17 protein-coding genes are annotated in these 19918 nt (G+C 37.7%); 7 read left to right on the forward strand and 10 right to left on the reverse strand.

The genetic code is table 11. From position 1 onward, the window contains the following. Window positions 1-107 precede the first annotated feature (107 nt). The gene (locus ACZZZK_RS20310; protein WP_463485715.1) at window positions 108-974 is read left to right on the forward strand and encodes a glycoside hydrolase family 25 protein; all 867 of its coding nucleotides are present in this window, start codon (window positions 108-110) and stop codon (window positions 972-974) included. Between the two features lie 211 nt (window positions 975-1185). Here ACZZZK_RS20310 and ACZZZK_RS20315 read toward each other — a convergent pair whose 3' ends face one another. Then, window positions 1186-2283 (reverse strand): mandelate racemase/muconate lactonizing enzyme family protein, encoded by a 1098-nt coding sequence (locus tag ACZZZK_RS20315; protein WP_463485716.1) that lies wholly within the window; start codon window positions 2281-2283, stop codon window positions 1186-1188. Window positions 2284-2390: 107 nt separating this feature from the next. Between ACZZZK_RS20315 and ACZZZK_RS20320 the strand changes: the two genes are divergently transcribed. Both ACZZZK_RS20320 and ACZZZK_RS20325 read left to right on the forward strand, forming a co-directional pair. Next, window positions 2391-4412 carry a thioredoxin domain-containing protein gene (locus ACZZZK_RS20320; protein ID WP_463485717.1) on the forward strand — a complete coding sequence of 674 codons (2022 nt, stop codon included), beginning with the start codon at window positions 2391-2393 and terminating at the stop codon, window positions 4410-4412. Window positions 4413-4422: 10 nt separating this feature from the next. After that, window positions 4423-4929: an FKBP-type peptidyl-prolyl cis-trans isomerase gene (locus tag ACZZZK_RS20325; protein ID WP_265801206.1), complete on the forward strand. Its 507-nt coding sequence runs from the start codon at window positions 4423-4425 to the stop codon at window positions 4927-4929. Window positions 4930-4980: 51 nt separating this feature from the next. Here the strand turns inward: ACZZZK_RS20325 and ACZZZK_RS20330 are convergent, their stop codons facing one another. From ACZZZK_RS20330 to ACZZZK_RS20355, 6 genes are all read right to left on the reverse strand, one after another. Beyond that, complete coding sequence (locus ACZZZK_RS20330) at window positions 4981-5430, reverse strand: hypothetical protein (protein WP_056851450.1); 450 nt, start codon at window positions 5428-5430, stop codon at window positions 4981-4983. A gap of 63 nt (window positions 5431-5493) precedes the next feature. After that, entirely contained in the window at window positions 5494-6759 is a 1266-nt protein-coding gene (locus ACZZZK_RS20335; protein WP_463485718.1) for a hypothetical protein, read from the reverse strand. Beyond that, entirely contained in the window at window positions 6752-7336 is a 585-nt protein-coding gene (locus ACZZZK_RS20340) for an RNA polymerase sigma factor (RefSeq protein ID WP_082455101.1), read from the reverse strand. Before ACZZZK_RS20340 ends, ACZZZK_RS20335 begins: the two co-directional genes overlap by 8 nt. Before the next feature lie 116 nt (window positions 7337-7452). After that, the gene (locus tag ACZZZK_RS20345; RefSeq protein WP_463485719.1) at window positions 7453-8154 is read right to left on the reverse strand and encodes a DUF4397 domain-containing protein; all 702 of its coding nucleotides are present in this window, start codon (window positions 8152-8154) and stop codon (window positions 7453-7455) included. A 102-nt stretch (window positions 8155-8256) separates the two neighbouring features. Then, window positions 8257-8910, reverse strand: coding sequence for a hypothetical protein (locus ACZZZK_RS20350; RefSeq protein ID WP_463485720.1), 654 nt, complete (start codon window positions 8908-8910; stop codon window positions 8257-8259). 80 nt (window positions 8911-8990) lie between these two features. Next, entirely contained in the window at window positions 8991-10613 is a 1623-nt protein-coding gene (locus tag ACZZZK_RS20355) for an ABC-F family ATP-binding cassette domain-containing protein (RefSeq protein ID WP_265801213.1), read from the reverse strand. A 1136-nt stretch (window positions 10614-11749) separates the two neighbouring features. Between ACZZZK_RS20355 and ACZZZK_RS20360 the strand changes: the two genes are divergently transcribed. The 3 genes from ACZZZK_RS20360 (at window position 11750) to ACZZZK_RS20370 (ending at window position 13576) form a co-directional block, all read left to right on the forward strand. Next, a complete protein-coding gene (locus ACZZZK_RS20360; RefSeq protein ID WP_463485721.1) occupies window positions 11750-12289 on the forward strand; it encodes a hypothetical protein in 540 nt (179 codons plus the stop codon). 173 nt (window positions 12290-12462) lie between these two features. After that, window positions 12463-13035: a nitroreductase family protein gene (locus ACZZZK_RS20365; RefSeq protein WP_463485722.1), complete on the forward strand. Its 573-nt coding sequence runs from the start codon at window positions 12463-12465 to the stop codon at window positions 13033-13035. 88 nt (window positions 13036-13123) lie between these two features. After that, complete coding sequence (locus ACZZZK_RS20370; RefSeq protein WP_463485723.1) at window positions 13124-13576, forward strand: 3-oxoacyl-ACP synthase; 453 nt, start codon at window positions 13124-13126, stop codon at window positions 13574-13576. A 460-nt stretch (window positions 13577-14036) separates the two neighbouring features. Here ACZZZK_RS20370 and ACZZZK_RS20375 read toward each other — a convergent pair whose 3' ends face one another. The 3 genes from ACZZZK_RS20375 to ACZZZK_RS20385 form a co-directional block, all read right to left on the reverse strand. Beyond that, entirely contained in the window at window positions 14037-15206 is a 1170-nt protein-coding gene (locus ACZZZK_RS20375; protein WP_463485724.1) for a DUF3298 and DUF4163 domain-containing protein, read from the reverse strand. Between the two features lie 67 nt (window positions 15207-15273). After that, the gene (locus ACZZZK_RS20380) at window positions 15274-16161 is read right to left on the reverse strand and encodes a polysaccharide deacetylase family protein (RefSeq protein ID WP_463485725.1); all 888 of its coding nucleotides are present in this window, start codon (window positions 16159-16161) and stop codon (window positions 15274-15276) included. Window positions 16162-16338: 177 nt separating this feature from the next. Further along, window positions 16339-17217: a polysaccharide deacetylase family protein gene (locus ACZZZK_RS20385; protein WP_463485726.1), complete on the reverse strand. Its 879-nt coding sequence runs from the start codon at window positions 17215-17217 to the stop codon at window positions 16339-16341. 175 nt (window positions 17218-17392) lie between these two features. Between ACZZZK_RS20385 and ACZZZK_RS20390 the strand changes: the two genes are divergently transcribed. After that, the gene (locus tag ACZZZK_RS20390) at window positions 17393-19900 is read left to right on the forward strand and encodes a S9 family peptidase (RefSeq protein ID WP_463485727.1); all 2508 of its coding nucleotides are present in this window, start codon (window positions 17393-17395) and stop codon (window positions 19898-19900) included. Window positions 19901-19918 lie beyond the last annotated feature (18 nt).

The following is a 19918-nucleotide window of genomic DNA, read 5'->3' on the forward strand; positions in this document are numbered from 1 at the left end:
ATTGGATTTAATTCCAGTCGGACAAAGTCATAATCCTGTCGAAGTATGCAGCAAATCCTTTTTTATTTGTTCTTCATTTTCCTCAACTTAGCGGCTTCAAATAAACTATGCCGCCAGAGAAGAGAAAACCCGTTACGAGAAAACCTGTTACCAGAAAACCTGCGGTACGTAAAAAGAAATCTAAGCCTTTTCCTACGCAGTGGAAGGTGGTTATTGCTGGTTTATTGCTGATTCTATTTTCCCCATTTTATTACGGATATATCCTGAATGGCTTTGTGGCCACCTGGCGATGGATAAAAGATTGGGGACAAGATCCCAACTACCGCACCTATGAAAGTTTCAACATTAAAATTCCGAAAAAATATACCATACATGGAATTGATGTGTCTTATTATCAGGGAAAAATAAACTGGCAAAAAGTGAAAGATATGGAAGATGATGGGGTGAAAGTCAAATTTGCATTTATTAAGGCGACAGAAGGCCTTTTACAAGTGGATCCTTATTTTCAAAGAAACTGGCGTGAAGCCCCGAAAGTGGGGATTGTATGTGGTGCTTATCATTTCTTCAGACCAAAGCGAGATGGAAAAACCCAGGCGAAGTTTTTTCTACAGGTGGTGAATATTGAAAAGGGCGATTTGCCGCCAGTGGTCGATATTGAAAGTTTAGACGGCGTTTCTCCAGTTAAAATGAGAGCCGAGTTGGCCGATTTTCTCAACTATGTGGAAGTTAAAACCAAAGTAAGGCCTATTATTTATTCGGGCTTAAAGTTCTATGAGGATTATCTGGAAGAACATTTCGATGAATATCCCTTATGGATTGCGCATTACTACCAACCAAAATTAAGGATGGATAAAAGTCGGTGGAAGTTTTGGCAGCATTCTGATAAAGCCAAAATTAATGGCATTGGTCACGCAGTGGATTTTAATGCGTTTAATGGCGATAGTTTGGCATTGGATAAACTATTAGTTCATTAGTCATTGGTTCACTGGTCATTATTTCATTAGGAGTGATGCATAACCGTTTTCGTCATTGCAAGAACTCTTTTTTCAGCCGACAAAGCAATCTATTATTAGGTTTAATTGGTTATCAATCATTGATTAGTCACCAAATTCGCTAACGAATAGTTTCCTTTCTAAAGGCGCATACAGGAAAACCAATGAACGAATGAACGAATGAACAACTGTACTAAATCGTCCAGCTTTCACATTTCTCCAGGAAAAATTCATCAGCTTCTGCGCCTATTCCAATTTCTTCAGGAACATCAAGAAAATAACCATTGTAGGTTAAACCCCCAACGCATGGATCGGCTAAATGACCTAACAACGCTGTATCTAAATCAAAAAATTCGACATTAGGACTGGCCAGTGCAAAATGAAGGTTGGCAGTCAAGGCTATTCTGCTTTCCAGCATGCTTCCTATCATACATTTTACGCCAGTTTGTAGCGCTTCTTCGTGAATTTTTTGCGCTTCTAAAATTCCACCTGATTTTGAAAATTTGATATTTAAATAGGTTGTCGATTGGCTATTAATCAATTTCCGGGCATCATGATGGTTGTAGCAACTCTCATCAGCCATTAATTTAATCGGGGAATTGACATTTAACTCCGGCAATTTATCATCGTACCAGGTTCTCATGGGTTGTTCACAAAACTCAATGTTGTATTTCTCCAGTGCACCAAGGGCGAATAAAGCATCGTCAAAGCTCCAGCCTTGATTCGCATCTAAACGTAAAATGATATCGTTTCCAACAGCTTCTCTAATGCATCTTACTCTTTCAATATCATCGCTCACTTTTTTACCCAGCTTGATCTTAATGATTCTGCAACCCTTTTGTACATAACTTAGCGCCGTGGCTGCCATTCCATCAGGCGTATCAATACCAACGGTCATATCTGTTTCGATGGTTCTTCTTGTTCCGCCTAAAAACTGGTAGAGTGGCAAGCCCGCATGTTTTGCTGCAATATCAAATAATGCCATGTCAAAAGCGCTCTTTATGGTATTATTATGATCTGCGTAACCCAGCAAGTCGTTCATCCGCTCAGGAATTTCCAGAGGATCTTTTCCTTTCAAAATAGCAGCAAAGTCTTTCGCCATTGCTATACAAGTTTCCTGGGTTTCACCCACAATCATCGGAAAAGCCGAGCATTCGCCTATTCCATGAATTCCGGCATCAGTGTAAATTCTGATGAGCACATTTTGTGCAAAATGCATGGTGCCCGTGGCAATTACAAAGGGCTCCATCGGGATGCTGAAGCGGTAGATTTCGGTATGGGTGATTTTCATTTGATGATCAAGTAGATTTCCAACTAAAGTATAAAAACAAAAACTAAATCGAAACAGGCTTGTAGATAATTTATAGATTTACATTTTTTAAATTGATCCAAACCGCTATGTCAAATACACATTCTGAGCCCAATAGTTTAATTAATGCATCCTCACCATATCTGTTGCAACATGCTTACAATCCTGTTCATTGGTATGAATGGGGAACAGAGGCGTTAGAGAAAGCAAAAGTTGAAAATAAACTCATTTTGGTCAGTATTGGTTATTCTGCCTGCCATTGGTGCCATGTGATGGAGCGGGAGAGTTTTGAAAATCATGAAGTTGCTGAAGTGATGAACCAGCATTTTGTTTGTATCAAAGTCGACCGGGAAGAGCGGCCGGATATTGATCAAATCTATATGTATGCCATCCAACTGATGACCGGGAGCGGTGGCTGGCCATTAAACTGTGTTTGTTTACCCGATCAACGCCCAATTTACGGGGGGACTTATTTCAGGAAAAATGATTGGATCAATATTCTGGAAAACGTTGCCGCATTGTGGACAAACGAACCTGATAAAGCCATTCAGTATGCTGATAGATTAACATCTGGCATCAAGGATAGCGAGAAAATCATCCCATCTCCCAAAGAGGAAGAATATATAGAGCAGCATTTAACTGAAATTATCGAACCCTGGAAAAGGCATTTTGATATCGGCTTCGGAGGATATAATCGTGCTCCAAAGTTTCCGCTTCCCAACAACTGGGCTTTTCTTTTACGCTACGGATTTTTAAAAGATGATGAATCAGTGTTTACGGCCGTTTGCCATACACTAGAAGAGATGAGCCGCGGAGGAATTTATGATCAAATTGGAGGTGGTTTTTCCCGTTACTCTGTTGATGATAAATGGCATGTTCCCCATTTTGAAAAAATGCTTTATGATAATGCCCAGCTGATCAGCTTATATATTGAGGCCTACCAATGCACTAAATTCGATTCATTTAAGCAAACTGCCATCGAATCAATCGATTGGGTATTTAAAGAAATGACCTCGCCCGATGGTTTGTTTTATTCTGCTTTAGATGCAGATAGTGAAGGTGTTGAGGGGAAATTTTATGTGTGGGATAGACAAGAGTTTGATTCCATATTAGGTGATGACGCAAAATTGTTGGCAGACTATTACAATGTTACACCAGACGGAAACTGGGAAGAGGAGCAAACCAATATTCTGCGCAAAACAATTGATGATGATGATCTCATAGAAAAATATGGAACTGATGCTGCAACGCTGTATGATAAAGTTCAATCTGCAAAAGCAAAACTCATCGAAGTAAGAGATAAGCGAATAAGACCTGGTTTAGATGATAAATGCCTTACGGCCTGGAATGGGATGATGATCAAGGCATTAGCAGATGCAGCAACAGTGTTAAACCATGAATTTTACTATTCCAAAGCTGCGGCTGCGGCGAAATTCATTCTGACAAATGTAAAAACCAAAAACGGTGGATTGTACCGGAATTTTAAAAATGGCAAAGCATCCATCACTGGATTTCTGGATGATTACGCATTTTTAATTGAAGCGCTTATTGGTTTATATGAATATGATTTTGAGGAGTATTGGCTGACTGAAGCAAAGGCGCTAGCCGATTATGTGATTACTAACTTCAGTGATCCAGATTCGCCAATGTTTTTCTATACTTCTGCTGAAAGCGAGAGTCTGATTGCCCGGAAACATGAGATTATGGATAATGTGATTCCTGCTTCAAATTCTACAATGGCTCAAAATTTAAAAAAACTCGGTTTACTTTTCGATGTAGAAGCATATATTAACCAGACTGAGGAAATGCTAGCAGCAATTTTTCCAAAAATAAAAACCTACGGATCGGCCTATTCCAACTGGGCCATTCAATTGGTCAATGAGATACAGGGAATAAATGAGATTGCTATTGTTGGTTTAGAAACCGATGCTATTAAATTGGAGTTAAGCAATCATTATATTCCAAATAAAATTACATTGGGTGGAACAAAAAGTAACTTGCCGCTGTTAAAAGGTAAGCAAAGCAATGAAACAAAAGTTTATATTTGCCGAAATAAAGTATGCCAGTTACCGGTTAAAACTGTTGAGGAAGCATTAGCGTATTTACATTAAAACAATTTAAATGAATATTTCACCGAACACAGTAGTCGCAGTAACTTACGATTTGCACACTACTAACGAAGAAGGACAACAAGTTTTTGTTGAAAAAGCTGATGAGCAAAATCCTTTAGTATTTTTATATGGCGTTGGCATGATGTTGCCTAAATTTGAAGAACATTTAGCAGGCTTAAAAACTGGCGATGAATATGGCTTCGAATTATCTGCTGCTGATGGTTATGGAGAAATTGATCCAGGTGCTTTTGCAGATTTGCCTAAAACGATGTTTACAGAAGCAGGTGGCGAAGTTCCAGCGGTTGGAGATGTGATTCCTTTACAGGATAACAACGGAAATCAATTTAGAGCTGGTGTTACTGCCGTTCATGATGAAACTGTTGCAGTTGATTTGAACCATCCAATGGCTGGAAAAAATCTTTTATTTGCGGGAACCATTTTAAACGTTCGCGAAGCAACTCAAGATGAATTAGCACACGGTCATGCTCATGGAGCTGACGGTCATTCTGGTCACTAGTATCAGATAATTTATAAAGAAAAATCCCGACTAATGATCGGGATTTTTTGTTTAAAGCAATTTCGAAGTGGATAAAAGCACTGGTGGATTATCCATCGTATTGGCATTACTCAATTTCAGCACCCCTTTAACCGTGATGGGTTGATAAGTAAATTTTATAGGTTCGGCCATTTCTACCAAAACCATAATCGGGATTCCATTTTTGCCACAATAAAAACATTGGTTGATAGGAAGGGTAGAGAGCATAAACTTAGTTTGCTTCATCCCATCTTTTATCGGAACAATATAGCCTGAAAGCTCAAAAGGCTTATTTTCGAATTTTTTAATCTTCGCATTGTAAACCGCGTATTTCTCTGTCGGTTTAACGGTTTTGAAACTGATGCCTCCAATGACATCCCAGTTTGGAGAATCCATCTGATCGCTCGGATCATGTTGTGCTTTCGCACTAAAACCAATAAAAAGTAAGAATATAAATCCCAGCTGTTGCAGCTTTGCGCTCATCTTAATCATCTACAAATATAATAAAGATGTATAATGGCAATTGTAACTCGTTTATAACAATCGTTAAAAATCGATTTTCAACCTCAAACCACCGTTTGTAAGGTTAAGGTTATCATTGGAAAACGTTTTCATCGGAAGCCTTAAAAATGGTTCGATGGCGAAATCGGTTTTCTTCGAAATTTTTTGTTTGTAACCTAATGAAAAGTTATAAAAGCCAATATACTTATCAGTAACCTGCAACGATTGCGGCTGAGTTTCTGAAACACGTTCGGTAACGATGAGCATTTTCTGCTCTGCAACGCCGGCCGTATTAGCCACGGTAATATTTCTGCCAGTGCTTACCAAATAATTATTGTCTTGTTTGTTGTTTAAAATAGCCAAGGCTGAAACCCCAACACCAGTGTAAAACTTCTTGCTAATATTATATTTCAATTCCAGTGGAATATTAATGCCCCTAACACTGGCATTAACGGATTCTAAACTTCTAGAATTGCTTGAATAAGAGTTTATTGGACTCGAATTCGGCACAGAACTCGCTACAGCATCACTTGCGGCTCCAATTTGGGTTGATGGATTGCTGGTAGAACTCAATGATGAATAGGCAATTCCCGAACTTATAGAAAGTTTATCGGCTACGTTATACGAAAGTGAAAAACCATAATTCATGTTCACTTTGTTATCATTTCCCATTGCAGGTGCCACGTAAATTCCAGGTTCCCATTTAGAATTAATTGGGGCTTTTGTTGTGCCTTTTAACGCACTCAACTTACTATCTTGCGCCAACAAATCCTCAAAAGTTGGCTTTTTGAATGTTTTTTCTTGTTTGGTTCCTCCTTTAATTTCAAATTTTCTGTTGCTGGATGAGGTTAGCGGAATGGAAGATAATGTATTGGCTAGCGTATTGTGAATGCTTTTTATAATAGGAGTGGTATTAGCGGGAACAGCCTCCTCAATTGGATTCACCGTTAATCTGGTTACCTCTATTGCTCTGTTTTGAGTTTGTGTATTGTCTGCTAAAGGTGTATTTAAATGGCTTTTAGGCGTAATATTCGGTTCTTTCGTTTTAGGTACACGATTATCTTCAACTCTTTTCTGTTCAATTTTTTTTGGCTTGATAACCGCTAAATCGCCTTGGTGATTTTGACTATTAAATACCAGGAACGTACCTCCAACAACCAATAGTAAAGCAGCAGCAACCCACATCGGCCACAAAACGAAACGGCTTCGCTTATCTTTCTTTTCAGAAAAACGCTCCCATGCACCTGGAACGTATTGTTCCTCGTGCTGTTGAAGTTGTTTGGCGATATGATCAATTAATTCTTTATCCATTTTTCTTGTATGATCCAACCATTGTATTTTGATAAAGTGTGCGAAGTTTATTTTTAGATCTCGTGAGATAAACCCGACTGGAACTTTCTGGGATGTTTAGCATTTTCGAAATTTCTTCATGTGCAAAGCCTTCAATCTCATATAGGTTAAAAACCAACCTTTGTGTATCAGGTAAGTGATTGAGCAAATTTAAAATGTCATTTACATGCAGTTCTGATGCAATAGAAACCTGCGTTACAGGATGTTCGTCTTCACCCAAATCATCAACGTAAAATTGTGCCTTTGTACTTCTGATTTTATCTATCGCTGTTCTGGATGCGATTTGTGCAATCCAACCTTTAAAGGAGCGTTGTAATTCTTCAGGATTTTTTGGAGATTTAAAATTAGCAACGTGTTTAAATATTTTAATAAAGCTGTCGTTCACAAGTTCCTCACTATCCGAAACATTCTTTGTGTATCTTAAAATAATACCCATTAAGTAGCCATAGAAAGATTTATACATCATTTCTTTACAGCTATTGTCGTTTTTTACGCAGCCTTTTAAAATTTCCTCAAAACTGAGTATCTTTTTTATCACTCCTGGGAAGGACTATTTTTACTTTGATTAGTATGCTTGTTTTTAACTTTTCCGGTTGCAAAATTAACGAAATAACACCATTCCAATTTAGAACGATGTTATTTCATTGGTAGGTTTTACTTGTTAGTCATTACAGCCAAACCAAATTTGGTACTGTCGGTAGTGCTGCTAAGTCCTTTTGCCCAAATGGTATAAATTTTTCCCTTTTCGATTTTTACAGCTGGTAAGCTTGCTTTAACCGTTGCCGAACCGGCTTCTTTTACCTGAAAGGTGTAGCTATCTGAAGGATTAACGGAACTGAAAGTAGAATATTCTTTGAAAGCTTTTGCTGTAAACAAGGCAGTAGCATTACCTTCAACTGCTAAATCTAACTTACCAGAACCTGGACTTAAGTTAATAAAACGCACTTTGGCTTTGTCAGTTTCAGGAGCTTTCAAATCATCTTCGACCAATAAAATTTTGGTCGATTTCAATGTGTCGACTACAAAAGCCGAATAGAAAGATCCGCCTTTTAAAGTTGCTGTACCACTTGTCAAATATTTCAATGAGTCTTTCTTTGCTACACCGATAATCCTGGTGCCTGGGTAAGCTGCGTAGTAACCCCTATCGTTAGTGTAAGTAAAATTGCCGATTTTAGAGTTGTCTAAAACAAAATCAAGCGATCCGGTGCCTGGCGATGCATGAACATATCCAATACCAGCGGCTTCAATTGGGGTATCATCCCAATCTTTTTTACAGGCAGAAAATATAGTGGTTATAACGAGAAGAGAGAGTGCAATTTTTGTAGTTAAGCTAAAGTTTTTCAAATGAGTTTTCATGTTTTAAATCAATTTCTAAATAAAATTGGTTAATGGCCATTAACACTTTTTATCATAAAACGATTAACGGGATGAAAACGCTACAGCTGTAAGTAGATATTTTTAATCGACGGTAATTTTGCTTTCATAAATAATTTTGCTGGCAACGCGTCTGCCATTTACTATTGCAGGTGAAAATTCAAAATCTTCCTCTCTAAGTCTATTTAGATTTATTGTATCTATTTTTTCGTTGCCCGCCGATAAGATTCTAGTTTCGTATTTTATCAACCTGCCATTATCGTCCAAATGGAAAATATAAAATAATTCATGTACTCCACGAAAACTTCTAATATTTGAGGGTATCTTAAAAAAATCGAGAAGGTAGTACATAGCATACGTAAAGCCTCCAATTTTAGCTGGATATACTAGCTTGTCGCCTGTTTTCAGGGAATCAATTACACAGTTCAGGTTTTTAGTTGATGCATTATATTCTACTTTTTTTGTTGTGTAGTTATAAATTTGTTCAAGGCTATCTTTGCGATCGAAAAACCTCCATCTGCCATAACGCTTGTCATCTTTATAGATGCCCGATGCGATAACTTTTCTGCCAGATTTTATTTCAGCTTCTCCATTTCTGATGTACTTTTTGGATTTTAGTTCTGTAGCGTGTTCAATCGTTCCCCGAATAATTCTGTAATAAGTTCTTGTAGAATCACTTTTTTGCGCAAAGGTTGCGAGGCTTGAGCTTATGATGAGGAGAGTAACGAGCGTTTTCATAAAACTTGATTAATTTATAAAGAAAAAGCGTTTTGATTTAATATCAAAACGCTTTTCAAAATATATTTTAGCAGTAACTATTATGCGTACATTTCCTCACGCAGTTTTGCAACATCAGGGCTGTTAATATACTCATCGTAAGTCATCAACTTATCAATAGTACCTTTTGGCGTAATCTCAATAATTCTGTTTGCCACCGTTTCCGTTAACTGGTGATCTCGTGAAGTAAACAAAATGGTTCCTTTGAAATCTTTCATACCATTGTTCAACGCTTCGATTGATTCTAAATCCAAGTGGTTGGTTGGCTCATCAAACATCAAAAGATTGGCTTGTTGCAACATCATTCTGGAGAACATGCAACGCATTTTTTCTCCTCCCGAAAGTACTTTTACGTTTTTTAATACCTCTTCGCCAGAGAATAACATCCGTCCTAAAAAGCTGCGTACAAACTGCTCATCGGCATCTGTTCCAGAGTATTCACGTAACCAATCGACAAGGTTTTCATCTTTTCCATCAAAATATTCAGAGTTATCATTCGGAATATCAGCTGTGCTGATGGTAACACCCCATTTAAATTCGCCTTTATCTGCTGGCGTTCTTCCTGTTAAAACATCGTAAAATGCTGCGGTAGCTAAACTGTTTTGCGATAACACAGCAATTTTATCGCCTTTATTTACCATGAAGGTTACTTTATCGAACAGTACACCGTCATTTCCTGATTTGCCTAAAGCATCAACCTGTAAAATCTGGTCACCCGCTTCACGGCCGGTATTGTTAAAAATAATAGCCGGATATTTACGACTTGAAGCCTTAATTTCAGTAATATCTATTTTATCTAAAGCTTTTTTACGCGAGGTAGCCTGCTTCGACTTTGATGCATTGGCACTAAACCTGCGGATAAATTCCTGCAGCTCCTTTACCTTATCCTCCATCTTCTTGTTCTGGTCGCTACGTTGTTTTAACGCCAACTGACTCGATTCGTACCAGAAAGTATAGTTACCCGTATAGATGCTCATCTTCGCGAAATCGATATCCACAATATGCGTACAAACGGCATCTAAAAAGTGCCTGTCGTGACTTACCACCAGTACAATATTCTGGTAATCTGCCAAAAAGTTTTCCAACCACGCAATTGTTTCGATGTCCAAATCGTTGGTAGGTTCATCGAGTAATAAAATATCTGGGTTACCAAATAATGCCTGAGCCAATAATACCCGTACTTTTTGCGTATTATCCAGCTCTTTTAGCAATTTATAGTGGTTATCTTCCGTAATACCAAGGTTGCTCAACATGGTTGCTGCGTTGCTTTCCATGTTCCAACCATCCATTTCAGCAAAGATATTTTCCAACTCTCCTGCACGTTCGCCATCCTTTTCGGTAAAATCTTCTTTCATGTAAATGGCATCTTTTTCTTTCATGATGGCATACAGTTCTTTGTGGCCAATCATCACCGTTTCCAATACCGAAACCTCATCAAATTCGTAGTGATTTTGCTTTAAAACCGCCATTCTTTCGCCTGGAGTAAAGGCAACGCTACCCGAAGTCTGGTTTACTTCACCCGATAAAATTTTCAAGAAAGTAGATTTACCTGCGCCGTTAGCTCCAATTACACCGTAGCAGTTGCCCTGGGTAAACTTTAAGTTAACATCTTCAAATAGTGTGCGTTTGCCGTATCGTAATGATAAATTAGAAACTGAAATCATAATAAATAGAAATAAGCCGCAAAGATAGGGTTTATAGTCCGAAGAGAAAAGGCAATAGTGGGGTAGTGTTTGCTTTTATTTGAAAATCAGTGTTCAGTCTTTCATCTCAATTGCAGTCCCGCTTTCCCTCCAATCTTTTTGTTTTTGTCGGAAAAATATGTTAAAATTCTACAACAAAAAGTATTTCCGTTCAATCTGGTTTATTAAACAAAGTAAGGGGCTTCGAATGGAAAAATGGCCCAAATCCTCAGATTCAATTTTTACGAATTCGGAAATTAAAAATCATCTTCCCGAACTTTTTTCGGCAGACAGTTAATGATTCAATAACTTAACCGTAGTTAAAAGATTTCTCCGCTTCGATAGAAAGGACGATAATTGCAACGCAAACCGCTAATAAATAACCACCCCCGAATCCCTCCTTGAAAATGAGGAGAAGAGCTGGAAACTACTCATTCTAATCTTTAAGGGGTATAATGAAGTTGGTGGGTTTACAGTACCAAACCCGAATTTGCGTAAAAACATCACCTTACTACCAGCAAATTCCCCTCCTAAGTTAGGAGGGGTTAGGGGTGGTAAATGTGTTCATCTATCCTGCTAAAATGCAAGGTTCAGAAGGTGGTTTTGTTAAATTGGAATCTACAGGTAGTGAAAATAAGAAGGAGAGCTGGAAAGGACGATAAGTGCAACGCAAATCGCTAATAAATAACCACCCCCGAACCCCTCCTTGAAAATAAGGAGGGGAGCTGGAAACTACTCATTTTAATTTTTAAGGGTATGATGAAGTAAGTGGGTTTATCAGTACCAAACCCAAATTTGCATAAATATATAACCTTACTACTAGCAATTCCCCTCCTAAGTTAGGAGGGGTTAGGGGTGGTAAAGGTGTTTATCTATCCTATTAAAATTCAAGGGTTCAGAAGGTGGTTTTGTTAAATTGGACTCTACAGGTAGTTTGTTTGAACAAAGTATTCAACAACCTTCGGCCACTTATAGGTAAATGATTCAGGATCATAATTATTTAGTATAATTCATCATTTTGTTTCTTTGAAACCATAAGCAGTGATGTTGCATTTTTCTTGTTCATTGCCTTCGGCTTCAGCCGTAAGAACTAAAAAATTACCTAATTTTAGGGTGCGATGCAAAATTTATTAGCTGTCATAAGCCGTCCTGTTGGAAAGGTGGAAGTTGAGGCATTGGCCGCAATGGAAGATTTTTCTGCTAAAGATCTAATTGATTTAAGTTTTCAACATCATGAACAAATCTCTTTTAGGGCGGCTTGGATTTTAGAGCGTGTTTACTCCAATCATCAGGAACGCTTTTTGCCCTTCGCATATTATTTTCTCGAAAAACTCCCTTCACAACAAAATTTATCTTCACTTCGGCATTATGTCAAAATTTTGGCTTTTATGACGCACAAAAAAGCCACCAGGGAAGTGCAAGAACTAATAGTGAACTATTATACTGATTGCATTGTTGAGGTGGTTTTTGCCTGGCTGATTGACGAAAAGATACCTGTCGCGGTAAAATCGCACTGCTTGAATATTCTGGCCAATTTAATTCCCAAACATCCATGGGTTAGAAACGAATTAAATGAAACAATGGAATTTTTAGTCGATCTGGAGAGTATCGCTTTTTTTGCTAAAGTGAAACAGATTAGGAAACAACTACAAAAGTAGAAAGTGAAAAGTAGAAAGTTGAGAGTAGAAAGTTGAGAGTGAAAATTTGAGAGTGAAAAGTAGAAAGTGGAAAGTGAAATTTTCGAGACAGTGGAAAGTAAAAAGTTTCAGGTTTTAACACATTTGATATATGCTTTCGCTGTAATCTTTTTGCTTTTAACTATTTTTACCAAATGACCAATTACGAAATTGTATCTCAAATTATAAAAGAACGTCGGAGTATTTTTCCAGCGAGTTATATCAAAAAAGAAATCTCGGTTGAGGTGATCAATCAGATTTTAGAAAGTGCCAATTATGCGCCCACACATAAATTAACCCAACCCTGGCGCTTTACCGTAATCAGAAAAGCCGGTCTAAAAAAATTAGGGGAGGAGCTTGGAAGACTTTATCAGTCACATGTTTCTCCGCAACAATTTCTTCAAAAAAAATATGATAGTTTTGCCGAAAAAACCGGTCAGGCAGCTTGTATCATTGCAATCCAAATGGCATTAAGTGGTAAAATACCCGAATGGGAAGAGTTAGCTGCGGTTTCTTGTGCTGTTCAAAATATGGCTCTAACCGCCGAAAGTTTAAAAGTTGGTGCTTATTGGAGCTCGCCACCATTAATCGATCATCTAGGAGGATTTTTAAGTTTAGACGAAAATGAAAAATGTATCGGACTTTTCTATATGGGGTATCATAACGAAAAACCATGGATGCCAAACCGCAGTTCAATGGAAGAAAAAGTAAAGTGGATTGAAGAATAAGTCTGGAGTTATTAGGCGTAAGTCGCAAGTCTCTTTGCTAGTTTCCATCACTTATTTTTCAATATTCATTTAATATTTTTCCCTAAATATGTCAACATTAAAATCTCAACTTTATCAGTTGTGCTTAACTTTTATTCAAAATAGAATAGAAAATATTGAGTATTCCATGCTGCAAGCCAGGCAGGCATCAAACGACGATACGAAAAGTAGTGCCGGCGATAAATACGAAACTACGCGTGAAATGATGCAGCAGGAAATGGATAGAAACAGCAAATTGCTATATGAGGCGGGTCAGCAAAAAATCGCTTTGCAGCAAATTGAAAATGTTGATACAGCCAAAGAAGTAAAAAATGGTAGTTTGGTTTTAACTTCTGAGGGCAATTTTTACATCAGCATTAGTGCTGGCGAATTAAACCTTGAGAATCAGAAATTTATCGCTGTTTCTCAAGCGGCACCCATCGGAAGAGCGTTCATTGGACGTAAAGTAGGCGATGAAATCAGCTTTAATGGAAATAAGTACTTGATCAAAGAAATTCTTTAGGTTTTCTTCGGTGGAGATTTTACAAATTCGTTATTGGTTTGTGGATTTTTAAATCCACAGTGCTGGGGTCTGGATTGCAAATCCAGACCAGCGATACTCGTATTGTAACCACAGATAGTCGAGATTTGCAATCTCGTCTTAAAATTGATTTTAAATTCACGGTTTTGGTGTTTGGATTACAAATACAGACCAGCGTGTATATAAAATGACGTTAAGAACGTTCGTCATTGCGAGGTACGAAGCAATCTCATTCGATAGCACAATACCGCGAATGAGATTGCTTCTCCCGATGAAGAATCGGGAGAAGCAAAGACGGAAAGTTAAAAACGTCAATGGTAGCCTGTCGAAGGAGTTGCGGAATATGTCTTTTGAGGCGTTTCGACAAGCTCAACGTGACAAGATTCGTAGATAAATTGATTATGAGACAGCCCAGCGAGCCATCAAAACTTTATCAGCACCATTAACTTATTCCAAGTCTTTTTGCGAAATCAGGTATTAAATAGGTTTTTAACTCGCTGAAGGGAATAAATACTACAATCTGACCTTGAGCGTAACTGGCAACTTCATAAGGATTATACATAAACGCCAGCCCATTTTTATTGAAGTAGAAGTTATTGTTTGGTTTTAAGAAATTATCGAATAAAACCGTACTGATTTGATCTTGAGGCTTAATATTATATTGCTTGCGAAGGTTTTTTTCCAGCAAACCCTGAAGTGAGTTGGAATCAATTTTAACAATATCACTTAATGCCATCTGTTTTTTATTCACAACATCAAGGCAAAACATCGTGCTGCCGTAGTTACCATGCGCACCGCCTGTGTATGCATCCGTTAAGAAATCAATAACCACAAAACCATTTTGATTATAAGAGATAGATTGCTGGCTATTGCTCGAGTAGTTCATCCACAGCTCATATCCACGATCGGAACCAGATTTTTTTTCCGCTCCAATTTCTTTTTTATAATCTTCCAGGTACGTACTAGCAATTTTTTTGAAACCTGTTGCTCTATCCGCAGTTCCTTTGTCGATTCCCGAAATTAGCTTAAGCTGGTCATCTAGCCATTTTCCAGCACCATCATTATTAACTGCCTTTAAATATTCGAATCCGATACTGGCATGGGGCGATTTATCATTACCTGCAAAAGCTTTAACAGAATCGGCATATGATCCGGTTATAAACTGATAACTCCCCTCTGGGTACTTTTCTGCAAGAAAAACCGGGAAAGTTTTACTTCCGCTACCGTCAGACCAAGTACCTTTGAAACCATTACCGGTCCATTTTAATCCCAAATGGTTTTGTTTTGCATCTTTATCAAAATAATAATCGTAAAAGCTATTCTCAAAAAGTACTACACTATCTTTACCTATCAGGGTATCGATAGATAGGTTTAACCAAGAGCCCTCGTAAAAATAATTGCCTTCAATCTCGCCAGTTAATCTTTGCAGGTTCATCACGACTGGTTTTCCTGCAATTGTTCCTTCAAGCCTTTTGTAAAAATTTTCTTCAAGTTCAGTTTTTACAGTAGCCTCTTTGCCAGAATCATCTGTAGCAGCTTTATCGTTTTTGGAACTGTTGCAAGCAAATAAGAGTGCAGCGCTTAGGAGCAACAAAAGGAAATTATTTTTCATCTGTATCAATAAATTTTTTTGAGGGATAAAAAGGTTTTATCTTAATCTACATCAGTTACAGATAGAACTAGCTTTTTGTTTTATTAAAGCTTTTATTAATGCTATAATACAGGTTTTTAGCTGAATACCTCCCCGGATCTATGATGCGGCGGATGGTGTAAAGTGGATAATTCTCATCCCTTGCTGTAGATAAAATAAAAGCCGCTTTAAATCCATGCTCTTTCAGTTTATGCAAATTTGCCGCTTTGAAAACGCCATAAGGATAGGCGAAATATTCGACCTTTTTCCCGGTTATCTCCTCAAGTTTTTTTGTGGGTTCGTCTATCTGGGTTTCCCAATCCTCTTCGGTAAACTGTGCAAAGTTTTTATGATCGTAGGTATGACTGGCAATTGTATTTCCCTCATCAGCTAATTGCTTAATGTTTTCTTTGGTCATATAACTGATGCGGCCTTTTCTTCCGATAGAAACAGTCATGATGAAATAAACCCCTTTAAAACCATATTTTTTAAGGGTAGAATTTCCAACTGTAAACTGGTCCATGTCCGTGTCATCAAAAGTGATCATGATTGGCTTTTCAGGCAGTTTAGTTCCATAAACCAAATAATTATAAAGTTGATCGGGAAGCACTGTGTGGTAGCCGCTATCGGCGAGCATTTTAATGTGTTGTTTAAATTTATCAGGAGAAATGATATCATCACCAGCTCGTTTGCTATCGCTGGCTAAGGCGTTTCTAATTTGATGATAGCATAAAACCGGTACTTCTCTTCGGGCCAGGATCATTTTTGCATCAGCAGGTTTTACTTCGGCCTTTGTGGTGTCGTTTACAGCTGCACCTGCATTATTTTTTTGTTCAGATTTTTCTTCAGCGCTATTGCTGTTGCAAGAAGCTAATGTTAATCCAATAGATGTGATCAGCAGAAGGCGTTGAGCAGTTTGTTTGAGATTCGAGATCAATTTTTGATGTATTTATTTGATCAAAGATACTGCGTTTTCAGATAAAATAAATTCTTTTTCAAAGGCATCCCATTCTTTATTACTAAGCCGGATTTTAAAGCACGGACCTTTAAATCAAATTTAATTGAACTTCGTTTATAAAACAAAACCCCGACTTTCGCCGAGGTTTATTGATCTTTAAAAACTATTTTTAATGCTGTTGCTTAATGTTTTAGGGCTCCAATAACCACTTGCTATAATTCTGCGAATGGTAAATAATGGATCCTTTTCATCGCGTTTGGTAGATAGTTGGTAAGCCATTCTAAAACCACGTTTTTTTAATTCAGGAATTCCTTCGGCATTCCATAATCCAAACGGATAAGCAAACTCTGTCATTTTTTTACCCGTAATTTCTTCTAAACGTTTTGTTGGTTTATCTAACTGCTCCTCCCAATCTTTACCGGCATATTTTTTAAAATTTTTGTGGTCGTAGGTATGAGAACCAATCACGTTTCCTTCATCAGAAAGTTGCTTAATCTGGTCGCTGCTCATGTAATCAACAAATTTTCCCTTTTTGCCAATGGAAACAGTCATGATGAAATAGACAGCTTTATAGCCCAGTTTCTTTAAAGTTGGGTTTACGATGGTAAACTGATCTAAATCCGTATCATCAAAAGTCAACATTATAGGCTTACTCGGTAGCGCAGCACCCGTATTTAAGTAAGCATAAAGCTGATCGGGCAAAATGGTGTGGTAGCCACTGTCGGCTAACATTTTCATTTGGTCTTTGAAGTTTTGAATCTCTACAATATAATCTTTACCTACCTTGCCATCAGTTGGTTTCCAGTTTCTTACCTGGTGATAACACAAAATTGGAACTTGTTTTCTGGCTAGAATCGTTTTTGCATCTGCCACTTTTATCTTCGATACATCAACAGCAGTTTCCGTATTTTCTACCGATGTGGATGCTTGTGCTGTAGAATCCTTACCATCAGCATCGCTGGTTTGAGATTTAGATTGACAGCTTGTAAATAATATTATTCCAGCTGATATAATCGTTAATAATTTGTATTTCATATTTATGTATATGTCTACAAAACTATAAATTCTGCTAAGTTATTATACAGGTAAACAACCGTTGTTGATAAATATTTTCCCAATGAGAAAATAAAGCTAGCTAACTGTTTTATTACAATCTGCGGGGATATAATCAGCTTTTATTAAATAATTTAGCGGCTCATAACCAACTTTGATGAACAAACTCTACAAACTCGTTCTTTGTGCGCAGTTTTTATCGCTAACGGTAGCGGCACAAAACAAAACTTTTACTTTAACCGAAAATAATCCGGCTCAGCCTAAGGCAAATTATCAACTTGCTTCGCGATTTTCGCCAAATAAGTTGAAGAAAATGGTGTATTCTACCTCAGTCGACCCGCATTGGCTAAAATTGAGCAATCGTTTTTGGTACACTTTCGAAAGTCCGAAAGGAAAATTCTGGTATTTAGTAGATCCGGCTGCTAAAAGCAAAAAATTAATGTTTGATAACGCCAAAATTGCTGCAGACATTACGCTAATTGTACGCGATCCCTTTGATGCGGAACACCTGCCTTTGGAAAATCTGAAATTTGCTGCCGATGAGAAAAGTATTTCTTTTGAGGTTAAAAGCTCTATCGATGAAATAAAACCCGATCGTAAAGATAAAAAAGCGGCCGATTCGTTACAGAAGAAAATCTTTTCATTTAAATATGATCTGGCTTCGGCCAAACTCACGGAGGTTGCAAACTTCAGCAAACCAAAACCAAAACCAAGTTGGGGAGCTGTTGCGCCAGATTCATCGGCAATAATTTTTTCCCGGAACTACAACCTGTATTGGATGGATAAGGATAACTATAAAAAAGCTGTTAAAAACGAAGACGATAGTACCATTGTCGAACATCAGCTTACAAAAGATGGGGTTAAATTTTATTCTTATGGAAGTGATGGAGATGGTGAAAACAATGTAGAAAACGAAAAAAACAATAAAAAACGTAGGGGTGCTTATGTGCTTTGGTCACCAAATGCTAAATATTTCATCTTAAATCGTACCGATTCCCGCAAGGTTAAAGATTTGTGGGTAATCAATAGCGTTACACCTGGTCGCCCCACTTTAGAAACTTATAAATACCAAATGCCGGGCGAAGCTGAGGCACCTCAAGACGAGATTTTGTTGTTCGATTTTGCAGCGAAATCCTTCAAGAAATTAAATGTTTCAGCTTTTAAAGATCAAAGTGTTTCAGTTTGGAGCAAACCTTCTTTGGCAAAAGATCGTGATAATGAATTTCGTCCTTCCATTTGGTTAGGTGATGACAGCAGATTTTATTTTTCACGTACCAGCCGCGATTTAAAACGAATTGATATTGGAACAATTGATATCGCCACAAGCAAAGTTACGCCATTGATTGATGAGCGATTTAATACTTACGTAGAGGTTAATCGCCCTGGTTTGGTAAACAATGGCAAAGAATTAATCCACTGGAGTGAACGCGATGGTTGGGCACATTTATACTTATTTGATGGAAATGGAAAGCTAAAGAATCAAATCACCAAAGGTTCATTTCACTGCGAAAGCATTGTGAATATCGATGAAAAAAATCGCATACTTTATTTCACAGCCAATGGGAGAGAGGCTAAAGAGGATCCATATTATTTGCATTTGTATAGCATCAATTTTGATGGTTCCAACCTTAAATTGTTAAATGCAGGCGATTACGATCACGCCATCAGTATGAATGATAATAATACTTTTTTCGTTGATAATTATTCGAGGGTAAACACGGCGCCGAAATCTACTTTAAATGATAAAAACGGTAGAAAAGTAATGGATTTGGAAACTGCTGATTTATCGCTATTAATGGTTGCAGGCTATAAATTTCCTGAACCTTTTACTGTTAAGGCTGATGATGGAATTACCGACCTTTATGGTGTAATGTACAAACCATTTGATTTTGATCCGAATAAGAAATATCCAATTATTGAATATGTTTATCCTGGGCCTCAAACAGAAGCGGTGAATAAAGCTTTCAGTAAATCAATGGATCGCACTGAACGCCTGGCGCAATTTGGTTATATAGTGATTACAGTTGGTAACCGCGGGGGAAATCCTTCACGATCGAAATGGTACCACACTTATGGTTACGGAAACCTTCGCGATTATGGTTTGGCAGATAAGAAAACTGCAATTGAACAACTCGCCGCTAAATACAACTATATCGATGATACAAAAGTAGGCATCACCGGTCATTCAGGTGGTGGATTTATGTCTACCGCTGCCATGTTGGTTTATCCTAACTTTTTCAAAGCAGCAGTTTCTAATGCGGGTAACCACGACAATAGTATTTACAACCGTTGGTGGAGTGAAAAGCACCATGGCGTAAAGGAAATTGTATCTCTAAAAGGTGATACTTCATTTAAATATAGCATTGACAAAAACCCTGATCTGGCAAAAAATTTAAAAGGTCATTTATTATTAATGCATGGCGATGTAGATAATAATGTACATCCGGCAAACTCCATTCGGGTTGCTAACGCCTTAATGAAAGCTGGCAAACGCTTCGATTTTCTGATAATCCCTGGTCAGCGTCACGGTTTCGGCGATATGACAGAATATGCCTTCTGGAAATTAGCAGATCATTTTAACAAGTACCTGATTGGCGATTTTTCTGATCCGGCGGAAGTTGATTTGGTAGAGATGGATCGAGATGTGGAGAAAACCGGAAAGTAATTTATAAAATTTCTGTTC

The sequence above is a fragment of the Pedobacter sp. AC163 genome, assembly GCF_979258665.1.

Coding starts and splice junctions, on each gene's coding strand:
- ACZZZK_RS20310 (WP_463485715.1), top strand. CDS start 108: ATGCCGCCAGAGAAGAGAAAACCCGTTACGAGAAAACCTGTTACCAGA.
- ACZZZK_RS20315 (WP_463485716.1), bottom strand. CDS start 2,283: ATGAAAATCACCCATACCGAAATCTACCGCTTCAGCATCCCGATGGAG.
- ACZZZK_RS20320 (WP_463485717.1), top strand. CDS start 2,391: ATGTCAAATACACATTCTGAGCCCAATAGTTTAATTAATGCATCCTCA.
- ACZZZK_RS20325 (WP_265801206.1), top strand. CDS start 4,423: ATGAATATTTCACCGAACACAGTAGTCGCAGTAACTTACGATTTGCAC.
- ACZZZK_RS20330 (WP_056851450.1), bottom strand. CDS start 5,430: ATGAGCGCAAAGCTGCAACAGCTGGGATTTATATTCTTACTTTTTATT.
- ACZZZK_RS20335 (WP_463485718.1), bottom strand. CDS start 6,759: ATGGATAAAGAATTAATTGATCATATCGCCAAACAACTTCAACAGCAC.
- ACZZZK_RS20345 (WP_463485719.1), bottom strand. CDS start 8,154: ATGAAAACTCATTTGAAAAACTTTAGCTTAACTACAAAAATTGCACTC.
- ACZZZK_RS20350 (WP_463485720.1), bottom strand. CDS start 8,910: ATGAAAACGCTCGTTACTCTCCTCATCATAAGCTCAAGCCTCGCAACC.
- ACZZZK_RS20355 (WP_265801213.1), bottom strand. CDS start 10,613: ATGATTTCAGTTTCTAATTTATCATTACGATACGGCAAACGCACACTA.
- ACZZZK_RS20360 (WP_463485721.1), top strand. CDS start 11,750: ATGCAAAATTTATTAGCTGTCATAAGCCGTCCTGTTGGAAAGGTGGAA.
- ACZZZK_RS20365 (WP_463485722.1), top strand. CDS start 12,463: ATGACCAATTACGAAATTGTATCTCAAATTATAAAAGAACGTCGGAGT.
- ACZZZK_RS20370 (WP_463485723.1), top strand. CDS start 13,124: ATGTCAACATTAAAATCTCAACTTTATCAGTTGTGCTTAACTTTTATT.
- ACZZZK_RS20375 (WP_463485724.1), bottom strand. CDS start 15,206: ATGAAAAATAATTTCCTTTTGTTGCTCCTAAGCGCTGCACTCTTATTT.
- ACZZZK_RS20385 (WP_463485726.1), bottom strand. CDS start 17,217: ATGAAATACAAATTATTAACGATTATATCAGCTGGAATAATATTATTT.
- ACZZZK_RS20390 (WP_463485727.1), top strand. CDS start 17,393: ATGAACAAACTCTACAAACTCGTTCTTTGTGCGCAGTTTTTATCGCTA.